The 16318-nt window shown below is 57.5% G+C and carries 16 protein-coding genes and 1 tRNA gene; 10 read left to right on the top strand and 7 right to left on the bottom strand.

Annotated features, from left to right (window positions below; all coding sequences use genetic code 11):
• Nucleotides 1–108: 108 nt before the first annotated feature.
• Complete coding sequence (locus ABMC88_RS00720; RefSeq protein ID WP_349574912.1) at nt 109–615, top strand: hypothetical protein; 507 nt, start codon at nt 109–111, stop codon at nt 613–615.
• Here the strand turns inward: ABMC88_RS00720 and trpA are convergent.
• Entirely contained in the window at nt 607–1398 is a 792-nt protein-coding gene (gene trpA / locus ABMC88_RS00715; RefSeq protein ID WP_349574911.1) for a tryptophan synthase subunit alpha, read from the bottom strand. The genes ABMC88_RS00720 and trpA overlap by 9 nt on opposite strands.
• A gap of 206 nt (nt 1399–1604) precedes the next feature.
• Here trpA and ychF point away from each other — a divergent pair, with 206 nt between their 5' ends.
• Nucleotides 1605–2702 (top strand): redox-regulated ATPase YchF, encoded by a 1098-nt coding sequence (gene ychF, locus ABMC88_RS00710; protein WP_349574910.1) that lies wholly within the window; start codon nt 1605–1607, stop codon nt 2700–2702.
• A 78-nt stretch (nt 2703–2780) separates the two neighbouring features.
• Here the strand turns inward: ychF and ABMC88_RS00705 are convergent, their stop codons facing one another.
• Entirely contained in the window at nt 2781–3011 is a 231-nt protein-coding gene (locus tag ABMC88_RS00705) for a hypothetical protein (RefSeq protein ID WP_349574909.1), read from the bottom strand.
• Between the two features lie 380 nt (nt 3012–3391).
• On the opposite strand from ABMC88_RS00705, the gene ABMC88_RS00700 reads away from it, so the two are divergent.
• A tRNA-Ser gene (locus ABMC88_RS00700) sits at nt 3392–3481 on the top strand.
• A gap of 517 nt (nt 3482–3998) precedes the next feature.
• Entirely contained in the window at nt 3999–5513 is a 1515-nt protein-coding gene (locus tag ABMC88_RS00695) for a catalase (RefSeq protein ID WP_349574908.1), read from the top strand.
• A gap of 36 nt (nt 5514–5549) precedes the next feature.
• Here the strand turns inward: ABMC88_RS00695 and ABMC88_RS00690 are convergent, their stop codons facing one another.
• The 3 genes from ABMC88_RS00690 to ABMC88_RS00680 form a co-directional block, all read right to left on the bottom strand.
• Nucleotides 5550–7187 carry an FAD/NAD(P)-binding protein gene (locus ABMC88_RS00690; RefSeq protein WP_349574907.1) on the bottom strand — a complete coding sequence of 546 codons (1638 nt, stop codon included), beginning with the start codon at nt 7185–7187 and terminating at the stop codon, nt 5550–5552.
• 376 nt (nt 7188–7563) lie between these two features.
• Complete coding sequence (locus ABMC88_RS00685; RefSeq protein WP_349574906.1) at nt 7564–9153, bottom strand: ATP-dependent DNA ligase; 1590 nt, start codon at nt 9151–9153, stop codon at nt 7564–7566.
• Entirely contained in the window at nt 9150–10154 is a 1005-nt protein-coding gene (locus tag ABMC88_RS00680) for a ligase-associated DNA damage response exonuclease (RefSeq protein ID WP_349574905.1), read from the bottom strand. The genes ABMC88_RS00685 and ABMC88_RS00680 overlap by 4 nt, the downstream gene beginning before the upstream one ends.
• Before the next feature lie 243 nt (nt 10155–10397).
• Here ABMC88_RS00680 and ABMC88_RS00675 point away from each other — a divergent pair, with 243 nt between their 5' ends.
• The 6 genes from ABMC88_RS00675 (at nt 10398) to ABMC88_RS00650 (ending at nt 14887) form a co-directional block, all read left to right on the top strand.
• Complete coding sequence (locus tag ABMC88_RS00675; RefSeq protein ID WP_349574904.1) at nt 10398–11468, top strand: HWE histidine kinase domain-containing protein; 1071 nt, start codon at nt 10398–10400, stop codon at nt 11466–11468.
• Nucleotides 11469–11473: 5 nt separating this feature from the next.
• Nucleotides 11474–11833, top strand: a complete 360-nt coding sequence (locus ABMC88_RS00670) for a response regulator (protein WP_349574903.1) — start codon at nt 11474–11476, stop codon at nt 11831–11833.
• A 215-nt stretch (nt 11834–12048) separates the two neighbouring features.
• Entirely contained in the window at nt 12049–12927 is an 879-nt protein-coding gene (locus ABMC88_RS00665; RefSeq protein ID WP_349574902.1) for a PRC-barrel domain-containing protein, read from the top strand.
• A 155-nt stretch (nt 12928–13082) separates the two neighbouring features.
• The gene (locus tag ABMC88_RS00660; protein ID WP_349574901.1) at nt 13083–13349 is read left to right on the top strand and encodes a hypothetical protein; all 267 of its coding nucleotides are present in this window, start codon (nt 13083–13085) and stop codon (nt 13347–13349) included.
• A gap of 9 nt (nt 13350–13358) precedes the next feature.
• Complete coding sequence (locus ABMC88_RS00655) at nt 13359–13874, top strand: DUF421 domain-containing protein (protein WP_349574900.1); 516 nt, start codon at nt 13359–13361, stop codon at nt 13872–13874.
• Between the two features lie 68 nt (nt 13875–13942).
• Nucleotides 13943–14887: a YihY/virulence factor BrkB family protein gene (locus ABMC88_RS00650; RefSeq protein ID WP_349574899.1), complete on the top strand. Its 945-nt coding sequence runs from the start codon at nt 13943–13945 to the stop codon at nt 14885–14887.
• 254 nt (nt 14888–15141) lie between these two features.
• Here the strand turns inward: ABMC88_RS00650 and ABMC88_RS00645 are convergent, their stop codons facing one another.
• Complete coding sequence (locus ABMC88_RS00645) at nt 15142–15390, bottom strand: hypothetical protein (RefSeq protein WP_349574898.1); 249 nt, start codon at nt 15388–15390, stop codon at nt 15142–15144.
• Nucleotides 15391–15585: 195 nt separating this feature from the next.
• Entirely contained in the window at nt 15586–16272 is a 687-nt protein-coding gene (locus tag ABMC88_RS00640; RefSeq protein ID WP_349574897.1) for a D-lyxose/D-mannose family sugar isomerase, read from the bottom strand.
• Nucleotides 16273–16318 lie beyond the last annotated feature (46 nt).

The raw sequence follows: 16318 nt of genomic DNA, 5'->3' as shown, positions 1-16318 counted from the left end.
TCAAGTATCTTGGGTCGCTACATGCGCAGATTGATGCCGCAATTGTCGGGGGCAAGGAGGGCGCGCTTGGGGTGTGCCCGCAATACCTCATGCAGCTGGACAAGATATGTGATCAACGATTGGAGAGCTTTTCATGAGCTACACCGCAATACCGATTCAGGCACCGAAAAGGTGTTGGGCGACGTTGAGGAAAACCTGCGCTCTGGCTTTAACGAGCTATCGGATGGTGTCCGCGTGGTTCTGAGCTTTGACGTGCTGGACGAAGAGTTGTTGCGCACGCTGCTGGCGGGGTTGGCGTCCTGTGCGGCCGCGCAATCGCAGGCGTTGATCCGGTTGGATGAGGTGGCGCTTGCCCAAATTCGGGCGCAGAAACAGGCACAAAAGATCAACGCGCTGGGCAAGATGATGCCGCTGGATGTGCTGCGGACAAAATTGGGAGAAGACACCGATGCTGCAGCGCGATTAAGCGGTGACATGCGTGAATTACGCGCCGTTGCAGCCTCGCGCCCGTCGTTCTGCGCAACGCTCGGCGCGTTGGAGATCAACGGCCGCGACTACCTTTCCCAGACCGATGAACGTGACGACGAAGCTGTGTTGATCCCGCCCTCAAACTGAGTGCGCACCGTCCGCAAGGGTCTTCACAAACGCCAGCACGTCCTCGGTGGTGTTGCCTGCCGCGATCTGGCTCACGATGGCGGACCCTACCACCACGCCGTCGGCGACTTCGGCGATGGCGCGGGATTTCTCGGGCGTGTTTACGCCAAAGCCTACGACCACGGGCAGGCCGGTGGCCGCCTGGATACGCGCCACGGCGGGGGAGACGTCTGTGGCCTCGGCCTCGGCGGCGCCGGTGATGCCGGTGATCGAGACGTAATACACAAAGCCCGAGGTGTTCTGCGCCACGGCTTTCAGGCGCTTGTCATCGGTGGTGGGGGTGGCAAGGCGGATGAAGTTCAGACCCGCAGCTTGGGCTGGTTCGCACAACTCTTCGTCTTCCTCTGGCGGCAGGTCGACGACGATGAGCCCGTCGATACCTGCGGCCTTCGCCGCGCTCAGAAACGCATCCACACCCATGGAATAGATCGGATTATAATAGCCCATGAGCACGATCGGCGTTGTGTCATCGTCCTTGCGGAATTCGGTGGCCAGTTCCAGCGTGCGGTTCAGTGTCATGCCGCCGTCCAACGCACGTTGACCTGCCAGCTGGATCGTGGGGCCATCGGCCATCGGGTCGGTAAAGGGCAAGCCCAGCTCGATAATATCAACACCTGCGGAAGGCAGGCCGCGCACCACGTCCAATGAGCGCTCAAAATCGGGATCACCCGCCATCACATATGAGACAAAAGCCTTTTTACCTTCGGCTTTGAGCTGTGCAAATTTGGCGTCGATGCGGGTCATAAGAGCAGGCCTTTGTATAGTGTCTGTGCTGCAATGCCCAATCCGTGCATGGAAATCAATCCGCAACCCGCAGGCGGGGCATCGGAATTTTGCAAAATTCCGGCCGGAAAATTCGAATTTTCCGCGGCCTCTCGCCAGCGCTGTACCCTTGCGCAGAAGGGCGCGACCCCCTAACACACCCCAAACGCTGCAAATAGGATGCTGTCATGGGTTTCAAAATGGGTATCGTTGGGCTTCCCAACGTCGGGAAATCAACGCTTTTCAACGCGCTTACCCGCACGGCGGCAGCGCAGGCTGCGAACTTTCCGTTCTGCACGATTGAGCCGAACGTGGGCGAAGTCGCCGTGCCCGATGCGCGGCTGGATACGCTGGCGGGCATTGCACAGTCCAAATCCATCATCCCGACCCGCATGACTTTTGTGGACATTGCGGGCCTTGTCAAAGGTGCGTCCAAGGGCGAAGGTCTTGGCAACCAGTTCCTTGCCAACATCCGCGAAACAGACGCGATTGCCCATGTGCTGCGCTGTTTTGAAGACGATGACGTCACCCATGTCGAAGATCGCGTCGACCCTGTGGCCGATGCCGAAACCATCGACACCGAGCTGATGCTTGCCGATCTGGAAAGCATCGAGAAACGCCGCGCAGGTCTGGTGCGCAAGATTAAAGGCAACGACAAAGAGGCCGTGCAACAGGACCGCCTTTTGGCCGCAGCCCAAGCCGCTATTGAAGACGGCAAGCCTGCCCGCACCGTCGAGATCGACGAAGACGACGCCAAGGCATGGCGCATGCTACAATTGCTCACAACCAAGCCTGTGCTTTATGTCTGCAACGTCGGCGTCGATGATGCGGCCAAGGGCAACGCGCACTCCGCTGCCGTATCCGCCATGGCCGCCGCGCAAGGCAACTCTGCTGTCGTCATTTCGGCCCAGATCGAGGAAGAGATCAGCCAGCTTGACGCCGAGGACGCGCAAATGTTCCTCGACGATATGAACCTTGAGGAGGCGGGTCTCGACCGCCTTATTCGCGCAGGCTACGAGCTGTTGCACCTTGAGACATATTTCACTGTTGGTCCGAAAGAAGCCCGCGCCTGGACGATCAAGCAGGGCACATCGGCGCCCAAAGCCGCAGGCGTCATCCACGGCGACTTTGAAAAGGGTTTCATCCGCGCCGAGACGATCGCATTTGATGATTTTGTTAGCCTCGGCGGTGAAGGCCCTGCAAAAGAGGCGGGTAAGATGCGCGCCGAAGGTAAGGGCTATACCGTCAAGGACGGAGACGTGCTGCACTTCTTGTTCAACACCTAAACCTTTGGTGATGCGCAGAACTTTTACGGAAATGCTCTGCGCATCAATCGGGGTTCTCGCGCGCTAGTAAGGTTTGACTTAGCGGCTGTCGTTGCCTTTGCCAAAGCCGCCATAGGGGAAGCCTTCGCCTTTCGTGCCGCCTTTGCTGCGGCTGGAAAAGACGATTGCGGATGCGTCGGACGCGGACGAAACGCTGTGCTTGGCGGTTTCGGATGTGTCCAGCTTCAGATCATTGTAGCGATCAGACGCGCCCGCAAACGCGGCGGAGGATAAAGCGGCCGCAACGGCAGATACCAAAAACAGTTTCATGTCATTTACCTTTCAGTGTTCGGCGGCGTGACTGTGCCGCGCTGTGATGAAACTGATGTGGTGCCGTGCCGAACCGTTTTCAAAACACGAAACATCACCCTGTCGTGTGTTTGGATGGGTGAGTTGAAGTATTTGTCCCTACGGTCATAGTTGAGCTCAGAAATCTATTTTCCAAGCACTTATGCGCGGCAGTCCATGTCCAGAAGCGCACAGCAAGGTCGGCCAAGCCCGCACTTTGCGGTATTCACCTGCCGCGTTCTGCCGAAAAGCGCCAGCCATCAAGCTGCGGGTCAACGCTTGCGCAGTCCGCCGAGGAATTTTCTGAAAGCTCTGCATTTTGACCTTGTTTTTGCCGCCCGATCCCTTGTAGACGTGGCGACGGAGACGTGGCCGAGTGGTCGAAGGCGCTCCCCTGCTAAGGGAGTAGGCCCGGAAGGGTCTCGAGGGTTCGAATCCCTTCGTCTCCGCCATTAAATCGAGCGAACGTGCTGGGTCTAATGATTTTCTCTGCTTTGACTAAAGCTGGGTACATACGAATGTACTGGCAGAACTGCAAAAGGCGCAGGAACCAACAGTCGCCGCAAGGCGCGCCGAAGAAGTCTTTACACAGAGTGTGAAGGCAACCTAAGCCGATTTGCCCGAGGTTGAGGTCAATACGTCGATCCATGACCTAGCCGAAGGCATGTCCTCAATGTTGGATTTGGGGGCGATGGATGACGCGCCGTCTGAACTCTGCTGACAGATCGTAGATATCGCTGAATGCCTCGACTGTGTAGAAAGTAACCTTTTCGTGCAGGCTTTTCCGGGTGGCCGCTTAATTGCGCGGCTAGGTGCCGTCTGCGGGCGGGCATCTGCGCGCCATATTTGAAAGGGCGCGGATAGGGGCGCTGGCTGTGTGAGCGGCCGAGGTGCTTGATGCCCGTGGGAACTTCTTACCGGTTTTTGCGTTGTGAACAGAAGACACCATCACAAACGGAAAGGCGCACCATGTCAGATGAGAATAAAACTCCACCCACCACAACGGACGCCGGTATTCGCGTACAAAGTGACGAGCATTCTCTGACGGTCAGTCCGGATGGCCCGATTGTTCTGAACGATCATTATCTGTTAGAGCAGATGGCAAATTTCAACCGTGAGCGCATTCCCGAGCGGCAGCCGCACGCCAAGGGATCGGGTGCGTTCGGCACCTTCGAGACCACAGCGGATGTTTCGAAATACACCAAGGCGAAAATTTTCCAGCAGGGTGCGAAATGCGATGTTGTGATGCGTTTTTCTACCGTCGCGGGGGAGCGGGGCAGCCCCGACACTTGGCGCGATCCGCGCGGGTTTTCGGTGAAAATGTATACGGAAGACGGCAATTTTGACATGGTGGGCAACAACACGCCTGTGTTTTTCATCCGCGACCCGATGAAGTTTCAACACTTCATTCGCAGCCAAAAGCGCCGTGCGGACAACAACATGCGCGACCACGACATGCAGTGGGACTTTTGGACTTTGTCTCCAGAATCGGCGCACCAAGTGACCTATCTTATGGGTGATCGCGGCATTCCAAAGACCTGGCGCGAGATGAATGGCTATTCGAGCCATACCTACTCGCTCATCAACGATGCGGGCGAAAAGTTCTGGGTGAAGTTTCACTTCCACACGGACCAAGGTGATGGCAATGCGCATTTCACACAAGAAGAGGCCGATAAAATGGCCGGACAGGACGGAGATTATCACCGCCGCGACCTGTTTAATGCAATTGCAGACGGGAATTTTCCCAGCTGGACGCTGAAATGGCAGGTGATGCCGTTTGAGGATGCGAAAACCTATCGGATCAATCCATTCGACCTCACCAAGGTTTGGCCGCACGAGGATTATCCCCTCATGGAGGTCGGCAAGCTGACCTTGAACGAAAATCCAACGGACTTTCACACGCAGATTGAACAGGCCGCATTCGAGCCCAATAACATGGTGCCGGGCATTGGCCTGTCGCCAGACAAGATGTTGCTGGCACGCGGGTTCGCTTACGCCGATGCGCACCGTGCGCGTCTGGGCGTGAACTACAAAGAGATCCCTGTGAACAGCCCCCAGTCGGATGTTCACAGCTATTCCAAGGACGGGGCAGGGCGCACCAAGAAAATTGCCGATCCGGTCTATGCACCAAATTCTTATGGTGGCCCGTCAGCTCAGCCCGACCCGCACGAAGCGGGGCTGTGGTACGCCGAGGGCGACATGGTGCGCGAGGCCTATACTCTACGCGAGGATGATGACGACTGGACCCAAGCGGGCATTCTGGTGCGCGATGTTATGGATGACGCGGGCCGTGAGCGGCTTGTGGGGAATGTTGTCGGCCACCTGTGCGACGGCGTCAGCGAGAAAGTCCTCGTGCGGGCGTTCGACTACTGGCGCAATATCGACGCGGATATTGGACAGAAGATCGAAGACGGCGTGCGCGAGAAGCTCGGCGGGGCGTCTGACGCGCCGGGCATGGCCTCTGCCAAAAGTATTGGCGGGTGATTGAAATGGGGCGGGGCAAAAGCCTCGCCCCTCTTTTTATTTCGCGTTGCGATCAGCTATGCCCGCTGCCCAGCGATGGGTCGAGGCACCAAAACAATCGTGCAGGGAATCCGTGGCGATGACGCTGCCTAACGACAGACGCCCCAGCAAACACAAGCCCTCTTGCGCAGTCCCGTCCTGCCCGACAAGCGACCCGTCCGTCAGCGTCGTCGCGCCAAAGCCGTCATCGACAGGCGTAATGAAACCATCGTCCATCGCGCCCTTAATCAGCGGATCGGTGATGCTGTCCAAATCGGGACCGGGCAGCACCGCATCAACCATCACAGGCGCAAGCAGGTCGTCGTCTCCTTCGATCAACCGCCACCCGTTCGGCGTTAACTCTATGTCGGGATCATCAACCGTTTGCAGACTGACGAGGCCGTCGTCAATCAGGGTCAACAGCTGTTCCGAGGCCGCAACGGGCGGGCCGTAGCTGTAGCGCTTCAACCCTTCGTCAAAGCCGATAATCGCGGTGGCGGTTTCGGGCGTCAAGACGGCGCTGTTCACGCCCCTGCGGATTTCATTTTGCAATTTGCGCCACAGCTGCCCGATCACATACCCCGCGGAGGGAGCAATACGCTGATGCGCCATCTCGATCGTTGTGCGCAGCGCGGCGCAGGTGTCCTGAATATCCTGCGCGCCCGGGTTTTCGCGCTCAGTCGCGAGCCATTGCTGCACTGCATCTCGCGATTGCGCGCCATCGCAGGCCCCCAGAATGCGCAGGGTAGGCGGGATCAGCGCGGCACAGATCGTCTCTTGTGCGGCGTCGGGGGCTTGGTTGACTGCCTTTTTCAGCGCCGCCTTAAAGCTTTCGACCTCGCTGGTGGTCGGGTCAAACATCGCGTCAATCCGGGCTGTTGCGGGTTTGGGGGCGGGGGGCAGGCCATCGCGGGAAAACGGCAAAATCTTGCGCGGCTCATTGCCCGACCTGATGTAGCGGCCGCCATCAAATCGCCCGCCAAGACCAACGGTCAACAGCCGCAAAACATCGTGTGTCGAAAGGCCCAAGCCACGGATCGCAACGGTCTTGTCCCCCCAATTGCGGGCGGCATCGCGCAGCGCCGTCCCGGGGTAGGCGGGGCGCAGATCAAGACCGTGATCCTGCGCGTGGTCCGTCCATTTCTGCAACTGCGGGTCCGGCTTTGTCGTGGGCTGACCAAGGGAAAGAAGCACCTCGTCATAAGGGCCATGCCGGCCGTCCTGTGTTGTAACCATCCAGCCGCCGTTCTGGCCAATTGTACGGGCTTTGGTTTTGATGTGGGTCAGTTCGAACACATCACTGGCGGCCTTGCATAGCGCCGCGAACCGCGCCTCCAGATAGGCGCCCAGATCCGCCCGAGGCGGGAAATCGTCGCCGTGGTAATCGGTGGCGGACCATTGTGCAAAGGGTGCGATATGATCGGACATAAACGCGGGCGGATCAATGTCGAGTATGCGAACAGGGATGTTCAGGATGCACAGCGGGTCTTCGTCGGGATGGAAATTCGGCCCTGCGCCCACGGCATCCAGCGTGTCGAAAACGTCGATCTTAATGCGCACGTCGCGGGATAAGGCGCCAATCGCGAGAGCCTCCAGCGCGCCAAGGCCACGCGGGCCAAAGCCGACGACGGCGAGTGTTCGGGCGGGGGTCGTCATAGGCTGCTCCAGTTATGTTTGCGAGATCAACGCACGGGGGCGGAGTTCGATCCCTTGAGGGTCGGTTATCTTTTGCCCGGTGGCTATATCCACCGCCCGCGCCGTGCGCGCCTGCGATTGCGTGGCAGGGTCGGGCAAACCTAACACGTAAGGCAAAGGATTGGTAATAAATGTCGGGGTGTCGATGCGGTATGTCTTGCCTGTGCGGGCGGTCAGAGACGCCGTACCGTCTTGGCACCAAATAGCTTTGGCCGCGTTTAGTCGATTTGCCCACCAAGCCGGAAGCGGCCGTGGCGTACCGCCGCGGAGGCAATGCAGCTTCGCGTCAGCGATCATCCTTGGTACAGGGTCGTTTCATATCTCAGGCGGGATTTCGCTAGCCGTAGGCGGCCAGCATCTCTTTCAGATCGTCCAAGGTGTTCGCTTCCGATGCAGGTTTGTCGTGCCGCCAGCGCAGCATCCGCGGGAACCGCAACGCAACGCCGGATTTGTGGCGCGGCGAGGCTTGAATGCCTTCAAACGCGATTTCGAACACGTGGTGCGGCGTGACCTGTCGCACGGGGCCGAATTTGTTCTGCGTGTTCTTGCGCACCCATGCTGTAATCTTGCGGAATTCGGCGTCGGTCAGGCCGGAGTAGGCTTTGGTAAAGGGCGTCAGCTCGTTCCCGTTCCAGACAGCAAAGGTGTAATCGGTAAACAGATTGGCGCGCCGACCGCTGCCCGATTGCGCATAGATCATCACCGCGTCAATGGTCAGCGGGTCGATCTTCCATTTCCACCAATCGCCCCGCTTGCGCCCCGCCAGATAGGGGCTGGCGCGGCGTTTGATCATCAGGCCTTCGGCATTGTGATCGCGGGATGTTTCCCGCTCGGCCGCCAGCGTGCCCCATGTGTCAAAGGGGACCTCTTGGCTAAGTCGGACGGGGGCTTCGCGCGGAACACCTGCCAATAGGGTTTTGAGCGCGGTGCGGCGGTCCTCGAAAGCTGTCTCGCGGATGTCGGCGCCGTCTTGTTCCAGCAGATCGTAGGCCATCAGGATCACCGGCGCCTCGGCCAACAGCTTCTTGGGCACTGTCTTGCGTCCGATGCGTTTTTGGAGTGCGTTGAAGCTGAGCGGCGTCTCATCCGCATAGGCGAGGATTTCGCCGTCAATCACGGTGCCCTCCGGCAGGTAGTCAGTGAGCTGCGACAGTTCGGGAAAACGGTCCGTCATCAGGTCTTCACCACGCGACCAGATGTGGTGTTCGCCGCCACGGGTGATGAACTGGCCGCGGATACCGTCCCATTTGCGTTCCGCGTGCCAGTCGGGCGGATCGCCAAGGTCGGCGGGGTCGTCGACGGAATGGGCAAGGTAGAACGGATAGGGGCGCGACAGGTCGGCCATGGGGTCGTCAGCCTCGATCAGCGCCTGCCAAGTCGTCGTCTGCGGAGTCCATTTGCCCATAAGCTTGTGGGTCAGCGCGGCGACATCCTGCCCCGTGACCTGTGCCAACGCACGGGTCATCAGCTTGGCGCTGACGCCCACGCGAAAGCCGCCTGTCAGAAGTTTGGTGAACAAGAACCGTTGGTCGGGGGCAAGTGTATCCCAAGCCGCAAGAATGCCGGCTTTGCGCGCATCATCATCCAGCGTGGAAAGATGGGCGAGCGTCTCGATCCAATGGGTAAGGCTGTGGTCTTGCGGATCGGATGGCTCTGGCAGAACAAGGCTGATGGTTTCAGCCAGATCGCCGACAATGTGATAGCTTTCATCGAACAGCCAGTCAGGCAGACCCGCAACCTCGGCCGCCCAAAAGCGTAGTTTCGTGGTCGAGATCACGCGCTTGGGGCGGCGGCCCGTGAACAGGGCGATGGTCCACAGGCGGTCGGTGTCTGACGCGTGACCAAGGTAGTCGGCCAAAGCCGCGACTTTCACGGTGGTTTTGGTGCTTTCGTCGACGCGGGCGTAGAGGGCGGCAAACTGTTTCATGTCGCCTCCTCGGTGTCGTCGCCGGTGTATTCGGTCGAGACCACATGCGCGTCATATCCCTGTTCGGACAGGTAGCGTTGAAACTGACCCGTATAGCCGTGAGTGACAAAGATTTTCTCGGCCCCCGTGGCTTTGATCGCGCTGTTCAGACCGGCCCAATCCGCATGGTCAGAGACGATAAAGCCGCGATCCGTGCCACGCCTGCGGCGGACACCGCGCAACGCCATCCAGCCCGATGCAAAGGCGGTAGCCGCCTGCGGAAACCGCCGTGCCCAGTGTTGCGTGGTGCTGCCGGGGGTGGCGATGATCAACGCGCCGGGGTGGGTTTTGGCGCTAACGTCTTCGGTGATCTGCGTGGTGTCGGGCAGGGCGATCCCTTGGGCGCGCAGCACCGCATTGGTGTTTTCCACCGCCGTCACCGTCAACATCGGGCCGATAGAGGCATCAACGCTGCGCATAAGGCGCTGCGCCTTGCCAAGGGCATAGGCCGTCAGGATCGACGTGCGGCCCGCCGCGGCGTTCGCGGCCCACCAGTCATTGAGCTGCCCTGTCAAAACATCCTGCGGCGTCCATTTGAACACGGGCAGGCCGAAGGTGCTTTCGGTGATGAATGCGTGGCATTTGATAGGTTCAAAGGCTTCGGACAGCCCGTCATCCACGGTTTTATAATCCCCCGAAGCGACCCAGACCTGTCCCGCGACTTCGACCCTGATCTGCGCCGAGCCGGGCACATGGCCAGCGGGGTGAAACGAGACTGACGCACCGCCGATCTGGCGGGTTTCGCCATAGTCGATGGTTTCAATCTGCGCGGCATCGCCCAACCTATGCTGCATCACCGGCGCGGCGGCGCGAGTGGCCAGATACCGCCCCATATCGGGACGCGCATGATCGGAGTGCCCATGGGTGATCAACGCACGCGGCACGGGGCGCCAAGGGTCGATGTAAAAATCACCCGCCGGGCAATAAATGCCCCTTTCTGTAAAGGTTAAAACGTCACTCATGCCGAGAAGGGTAAGACGACGGATTGCGTTTTCAAGCGTGCGAGACCGTACCAGCGCCTCGACCCCGTTGTCTTCGGCCCTCTTTCTCAGAGGGGGCTGGGATCGCTGGTGCCGATGGCTTGCCAATGGTTTGCCAGACGCTATGATTGCGGAAATCTTTGCGCTTACACTTGAATAGCCAACCGTCTGTACCGACCTCATTGGTGCACATTAATAATCATCGAACTGAACAGGGTTGCTACGTTGGATCAATCTCTTGAAGACCTTAAAGCCGAGAACGCACAGCTGAAGCGTGATTTGGAATTGGCCTTGGCACATCAGGCAACCGCATCGGAACAAGATGCGCGGCGCTACAATTTCATCGAAGCTATGCTGGACACGATGCCAATCGGCGTTGTCATGGCCGAAGCACCCAGCGGCAAGATCGTGATGGGAAACAAGCGTACCGAAGACCTTGTGCGCCATCCCGTTTACGAATCCGAAGACACCGCATCTTACGGCGAATGGATTTCATTTCATGAAGACGGTCGGCGTGTCGAAAGCCATGAATACCCTCTGGCGCGCGTTATCGGTGGTGGCGAAGACTACGCCGAGCTGGACGTAAACTATCAACGGGGTGACGGCACGATGTTCTGGATGCGGATCATCTGTCGGCCCGTTCTGGATGGTAACGGCGAGATGATCGGCGCATCAGTCGCCTTGATCGACATCGACAACGAGCGTCACCTTCTTGAGCAACAGGACATTCTGATTGCCGAGCTGAACCACCGTGTGAAAAATGCCTTCACCGTCGTGAAATCGATCGTCAGCCAATCCCTTCGCAACACAGAAGCCTCCAATGCCGTGCGCGATACCATTGATCACCGATTGGACGCATACGCACAGGCCCATTCGAAACTGATAGGCAATCACTGGGATCGGGCGTCGATATTGGACATCGCCACCGACACAGTTGGTCATATTGCAGGGGGCCGTATCACTATGTCCGGCCCTACGATCGAAGTGCCCTCTCGGTCTGTAATGGCCCTGTCGATGGCGTTTTACGAATTGGCAACAAACGCTATGAAACACGGCAGCTTATCGGACCCTAACGGGCGGGTAGAGCTGGTGTGGCAGATTGTTGCACCTGGTCAAATAAGCCTGAATTGGGTGGAACGGAACGGCCCTGTGCCCGTTGTACCCACGACGAAAGGGTTTGGTTCTAAGATTATTAACCAGATTTTGGTAGCCGAAACGCAAGGCAAAGTGTCCATAGACTACCCCGAGTCAGGCTTTGAATGGAGCCTTACAATGCCAATAAAAGACAAAGGTTAAGCGATATGACGTCGACCCCGAAGAAGATTTTCATCGTAGATGACGAAGCGCTGATCGCCTTTGAAATGGCGGACACGCTTTCGGACCTCGGGTTTGAGGTCGTGGGTCCCTCCATGCATCTTGATGACGCCCTGACGGTTGCCAAGGAAGCGGATTTCGACGTTGCCTGTCTGGACGTAAATCTTGGCCGTGGGGATACCTCGGAGCCCATAGCAAAGGTTCTGGGAGAGCGGGGCATTCCGTATGTCTATATCACCGCCTATGAGGCCAGTGAGATCAAATTTGCCCAAAATACAGACACCGTCATACGCAAGCCCGTGTCTATCAGGCAGTTGGAGCAGGCCCTGCGACAAGCTGCTGCCTGACCGCAACGCTCTTTTTGGACGACCCTGAACCGCGGCGCTTTGCGCTGCGGTTTTGTCATTTTCTGCCCCGTCTCAGAAAATGCCGCTAACGCATCGCGCCGCAAATTGTTCCAGCGAAAAAACAATTATTTCAATGGAACGAGTGTGTTACTCGATTGTTATCTCCCCGAAGCCGCAACACAGACGGGGCGGCCACTTACTTAAGGAGATCAACAATGAAAACGTTTCTCGCAACAACCGCAACAGCTCTCGTACTTGGTACATCCGCATATGCAGACGCGCACACCAGTGCATTTTCTGAAACGACTTTTGACAGCGCGATCAATCTGAACGCCTCGGAAGTTATCGGTATGCGCGTATACGCCTCCGAAGCTGACATTCAGGGCGAGACAGTGACGATGGATGGTCAGAAGGAATGGGATGACATCGGTGAGATCAACGAGATCCTGCTGACGCGCTCTGGCGAAGTGCAATCCGTGATCGTCGGTGTGGGCGGTTTCTTGGGTATTGGTGAAAAAGACGTATCCGTAGCGATGGATCAGCTGCAGTTCGTCACTGAAGAAGGTGAAATTGACAATTATTTCATCGTCATCAAAGCATCAGCAGCCGGCGTCGAAGAGGCTCCAAGCTACGAGTCCAGCCAGATGAAAGCACCGATGGCGGATGACAAAGAAGCTATGGCGGATGAAAAAGAAGTGATGGCGGACGACAAGGAAGCTATGGCGGACGACACCAAAGAAATGGAAGCCAACGAGGCAGCCACTGACAAGGCACCCGCAACACCGATGACCGAGCGCGAGGGTTACATGACTGTGTCTTCTGACGATCTGAACACCGAAGACCTGACGGGTGCGCGTATCTACAGCTCCAATGACGAAGATATCGGTGAGATTTCCGAGCTTCTTGTCACGGACAACGGTAAACTGGACCGCGCAATCATCGATGTAGGTGGTTTCATTGGTCTGGGTGAAAAATCTGTCGCTGTGAAGATGGATGAGTTGCAAATCCTGCGTCAGGACGACGGTGGCGATATCCGCGTCTACATCGACGCAACAGAAGAAGCGCTGGAAAAAATGCCTGAATACGAAGGCTAAATTCTGCCCGCTTGAAGACTGACTTTACGGTCTGTTTCGGCCCCCTGCGCGAAAGTGCGGGGGGCTTTTTCATGGCCGCTGGCTTACTTCGCTAAGGGGTCAGGGGAACTTTCAACGCCGCCAGCGGTTAGCTTACCAATCAATCGGAGAGTTCAATGATGCTGCTGCTGTCTTCAATTCCTGCCGTGCCGATGTTCCGCTGGGACGCCTTTGAGGAGGAGGTTGGCAGTGTTGGCGTCAGCCCGCAGGCCAAAAGAAACAGGCCCGATGTGCCGTCTATGGACAGCCGTCAGACTGTTTCGAGACGCTCGACGACATTTAACGATCTGAAAAATGCGAAAGTGTCGTCGGCCAAAACGGTCATCCTAGACGCCACGCTGTTGGCCCCATCCCGACAAAACCGAGTGCATTGCACCAGATAGGAGCCCCTCATGATTTTCGAATACTCAACCCATCCAGGCATATGGCGCGGTGCCGTACTGGCGCCACTCGCGTTGGCGTGGGTCATCTTTCTGGTGCGCGTTGTCGGGTTGCGCGCATTCTCGAAAATGACGGGTTTCGATTTTGTTGTAACGGTGGCTACGGGGTCGCTTTTGGCTGGCGCCGCGCAGGCAACGGACTGGAACGGTTTTGTTCAATCCTGCGCAGCAGTGACCGCGCTGCTTGGTGTGCAGCTCGCTTTGGCGTTTGCAAGGCGGCGTTTCATTGCTGTATCGGCGCTGATCGACAATGAACCTGTCCTCATCATGGAAAATGGTGTGATCCTCGACGCGGCTTTGGCGCATACTCGCGTTGCCCGAAGTGACCTGCTCGCAAAACTGCGCGAGGCGAACGCCTTGAACCCCAACTCGGTCAAATCAGCCGTTTTGGAGACCACCGGCGATGTCTCTGTCTTGCACGGAGACGATGTTGACCCGATCCTTCTTGAAGGTGTCCGCCGGATCTGAATTCTGACACGGCGCGTCCGGGTTGCGGACGGTCGAACAACACATAAAACGAAATGAATGGAAACAATATGCCCCGTGGCCGCCAAGCTGATAAGCCCCTCGAAATACCTCAACGCGGGTGGAAAGATATTGCATTTCGCGTGAAGGACGAAGTCTCTGAGGATCGCGTTGGCCTGATTGCCGCAGGCGTTGCTTTTTACGGTTTCTTGTCCATCTTTCCCGCCATTGCTGCAATTATGGCGCTCAGCGGTCTGGTATTCTCCCCGACGGAAGTGACCGAGCAATTGCAAAGCCTGTCCGCGTTTGTGCCTGATGACATTATCGACATTATTATCAGTCAGGCGCAGGCGGTCACAGGGTCTGATGAAGCAGGCCTCGGGCTGACCGCTTTGGTGGGTGTGCTGATCTCGCTTTACTCTGCTTCTTCGGGCATGGGGAGCCTGATGGACGGCATCAATGTCGCCTATGATGAAACAGAAAAACGCGGGTTTATTCGCCTGAAACTGGTGACGCTCGCTCTGACATTGTTTTTGATTTTCGGTCTGCTGCTCTCTGTGTCAGCGACATTGGTGCTGCCTGCGGTGCTGTCTTATTTCGGCCTTGGCGGGGTTGTTGATACGATCGTCATCATCGCATCGTTTGCGATCGTTGCCGTGCTGTCAGTCTTTGGCCTATCTGTGCTGTATCGCTATGGCCCCAGCCGCGATGCGCCGGAATGGGCTTGGGCGTCTACGGGTGCAGTCGTTGGCTGCGCGCTCTGGATCATCGGCTCGGCGGGCTTTGCGTATTACGTGGACAGCTTCGGGTCTTACAACGAGAGTTTCGGGACCCTTGCGGGCGTGGTGATCATGTTGACGTGGTTGTGGCTTTCGGCGTTCATCATCCTGCTCGGGGCCGAGTTGAACGCAGAAATGGAAGCGCAGACAGCACGGGACACAACGCAGGGCCGTGACCTCCCCATGGGGCAGCGCGATGCTGAAAAGGCGGATAACCTAGGTGAGGCCAAGGGCTGACACTGCTAGCGCCCTCAGTTCAGCCGCCCCGCCGAGGCCAGTGAAACCCGCGTATTGATGTGGGTTTCGATCACGTCGATACATCTAAACCTAGGCGTTTGATTGTCGAACGCCAACCTCACATCCGTTGCTGCAAGTAATACAGCGTCCGCCTATTGGTCGTTGATCATTGCCTGCCCGTTGCAGCAATCCGTTCATACCAGCATGTCCAATCGTCAGTGACAGGTGCAGATCCGCCTTTTTGAACGGGTCAATCAACCGCCTGTAGCAGGATATTGCCGCCGCAGGTCCGAGATCGCCGATAAATCCGATGTGCAGCCACGGCCGACCGCCGACAGGCGCTGAGGTGACAAATACCCCGCCTTGAGCGCGGTCACGGGATCGCTTTGCCCCTCTATGGTTTTGGCGCAAAGCGCGAAATTATCGCTCAATGCGACTTCGGTCGCCTTGCATTCCAGCGCTTCTTTGTTGTCGAACTGTTTGTAAAAATCGCCTTGGGTCATTCCTGCCGCTTTCATGAGGCTTGCGAAGCCGATGCCGTCAGGCCGTGTGTGCGAAACTGCACGCTGGCTGTTTTCACAACGTTTTGGCGGCTCTTTTGTGCAGTCTCCCGGCTCACTCTCACTATTGGTCGATCCCTTTCGTTGATCTTCACCAGGGCGAGGGGGCAAGACCCCGTAACCAATGGTTTCGTAATATCATCCAAACGACAGGGCGTAGTCGCTCACCAATAGGTGCAGGGGGTCAACATCTTCGTCGATCTGTGCAAAGCGGCCAATCGGCTCGCGGAAGATATTATCGTTCAGGTCGTCGTTCACTGTCGACACTTCGCCAATCAAGACATCCCCCCCTTCGCCCCAAAAAGCGTGCCAATCGCCCGGCATCAAGGTGACGCTTTCCCCCGGGGCGAGTTTGAGTTTTTCGCCCGCATGATAATCCCGCACGACCCCGTCGCACAGCACTTGCCCGCCTTTATCAGCGCAAAATTCGCCCCTATCGTCAGAGCCGAAAAGCTCAATCACCAAAGTCGCGCCGCCTCTGTTGATGATGTCTTCGGCCTTTTCGATGTGGGTGTGCATGGGGCTGAGTTGATCCTGACGCGAAATCAACAGTTTCTCGGCATAGCACATGCCTTTGCCCTGCTGCAGCTCGGCAAGACGCCCGTTGCGCAGAGTGAACAGGAACAGACCCATTTGATCAAAATCGCCAGCGCCATAGTCTGTGATGTCCCACCCGCACCGCGCATCGATCAACGCTGACGCCACGCTTTTGCGCGCCTGAAATTCCGCAGGGGTCCAATAGGCAAAGGGCGGCAGCGAAAACCCGAAGGAGCGTATCATGTCGTCCGCTTGCGACATGATTTCGTTGATGCGTGAGCGCTTCATTGCATTTCCCCTGATCGTTTTCGGCTACCGAAATTATGGACGCGAC

It is taken from the genome of Sulfitobacter aquimarinus (assembly GCF_040149565.1).
Taxonomy (GTDB): domain Bacteria; phylum Pseudomonadota; class Alphaproteobacteria; order Rhodobacterales; family Rhodobacteraceae; genus Sulfitobacter; species Sulfitobacter aquimarinus.
Note: the sequence above shows the minus strand (reverse complement) of the source record. Positions and strands in the feature narration are given on the sequence as shown.

What these genes read in the sequence shown, in the direction of transcription:
- trpA (WP_349574911.1), bottom strand. Translation starts at nt 1,398, where the DNA reads ATGACCCGCATCGACGCCAAATTTGCACAGCTCAAAGCCGAAGGTAAA.
- ychF (WP_349574910.1), top strand. Translation starts at nt 1,605, where the DNA reads ATGGGTTTCAAAATGGGTATCGTTGGGCTTCCCAACGTCGGGAAATCA.
- ABMC88_RS00705 (WP_349574909.1), bottom strand. Translation starts at nt 3,011, where the DNA reads ATGAAACTGTTTTTGGTATCTGCCGTTGCGGCCGCTTTATCCTCCGCC.
- ABMC88_RS00695 (WP_349574908.1), top strand. Translation starts at nt 3,999, where the DNA reads ATGTCAGATGAGAATAAAACTCCACCCACCACAACGGACGCCGGTATT.
- ABMC88_RS00690 (WP_349574907.1), bottom strand. Translation starts at nt 7,187, where the DNA reads ATGACGACCCCCGCCCGAACACTCGCCGTCGTCGGCTTTGGCCCGCGT.
- ABMC88_RS00685 (WP_349574906.1), bottom strand. Translation starts at nt 9,153, where the DNA reads ATGAAACAGTTTGCCGCCCTCTACGCCCGCGTCGACGAAAGCACCAAA.
- ABMC88_RS00680 (WP_349574905.1), bottom strand. Translation starts at nt 10,154, where the DNA reads ATGAGTGACGTTTTAACCTTTACAGAAAGGGGCATTTATTGCCCGGCG.
- ABMC88_RS00670 (WP_349574903.1), top strand. Translation starts at nt 11,474, where the DNA reads ATGACGTCGACCCCGAAGAAGATTTTCATCGTAGATGACGAAGCGCTG.
- ABMC88_RS00665 (WP_349574902.1), top strand. Translation starts at nt 12,049, where the DNA reads ATGAAAACGTTTCTCGCAACAACCGCAACAGCTCTCGTACTTGGTACA.
- ABMC88_RS00660 (WP_349574901.1), top strand. Translation starts at nt 13,083, where the DNA reads ATGATGCTGCTGCTGTCTTCAATTCCTGCCGTGCCGATGTTCCGCTGG.
- ABMC88_RS00655 (WP_349574900.1), top strand. Translation starts at nt 13,359, where the DNA reads ATGATTTTCGAATACTCAACCCATCCAGGCATATGGCGCGGTGCCGTA.
- ABMC88_RS00650 (WP_349574899.1), top strand. Translation starts at nt 13,943, where the DNA reads ATGCCCCGTGGCCGCCAAGCTGATAAGCCCCTCGAAATACCTCAACGC.
- ABMC88_RS00645 (WP_349574898.1), bottom strand. Translation starts at nt 15,390, where the DNA reads ATGACCCAAGGCGATTTTTACAAACAGTTCGACAACAAAGAAGCGCTG.
- ABMC88_RS00640 (WP_349574897.1), bottom strand. Translation starts at nt 16,272, where the DNA reads ATGAAGCGCTCACGCATCAACGAAATCATGTCGCAAGCGGACGACATG.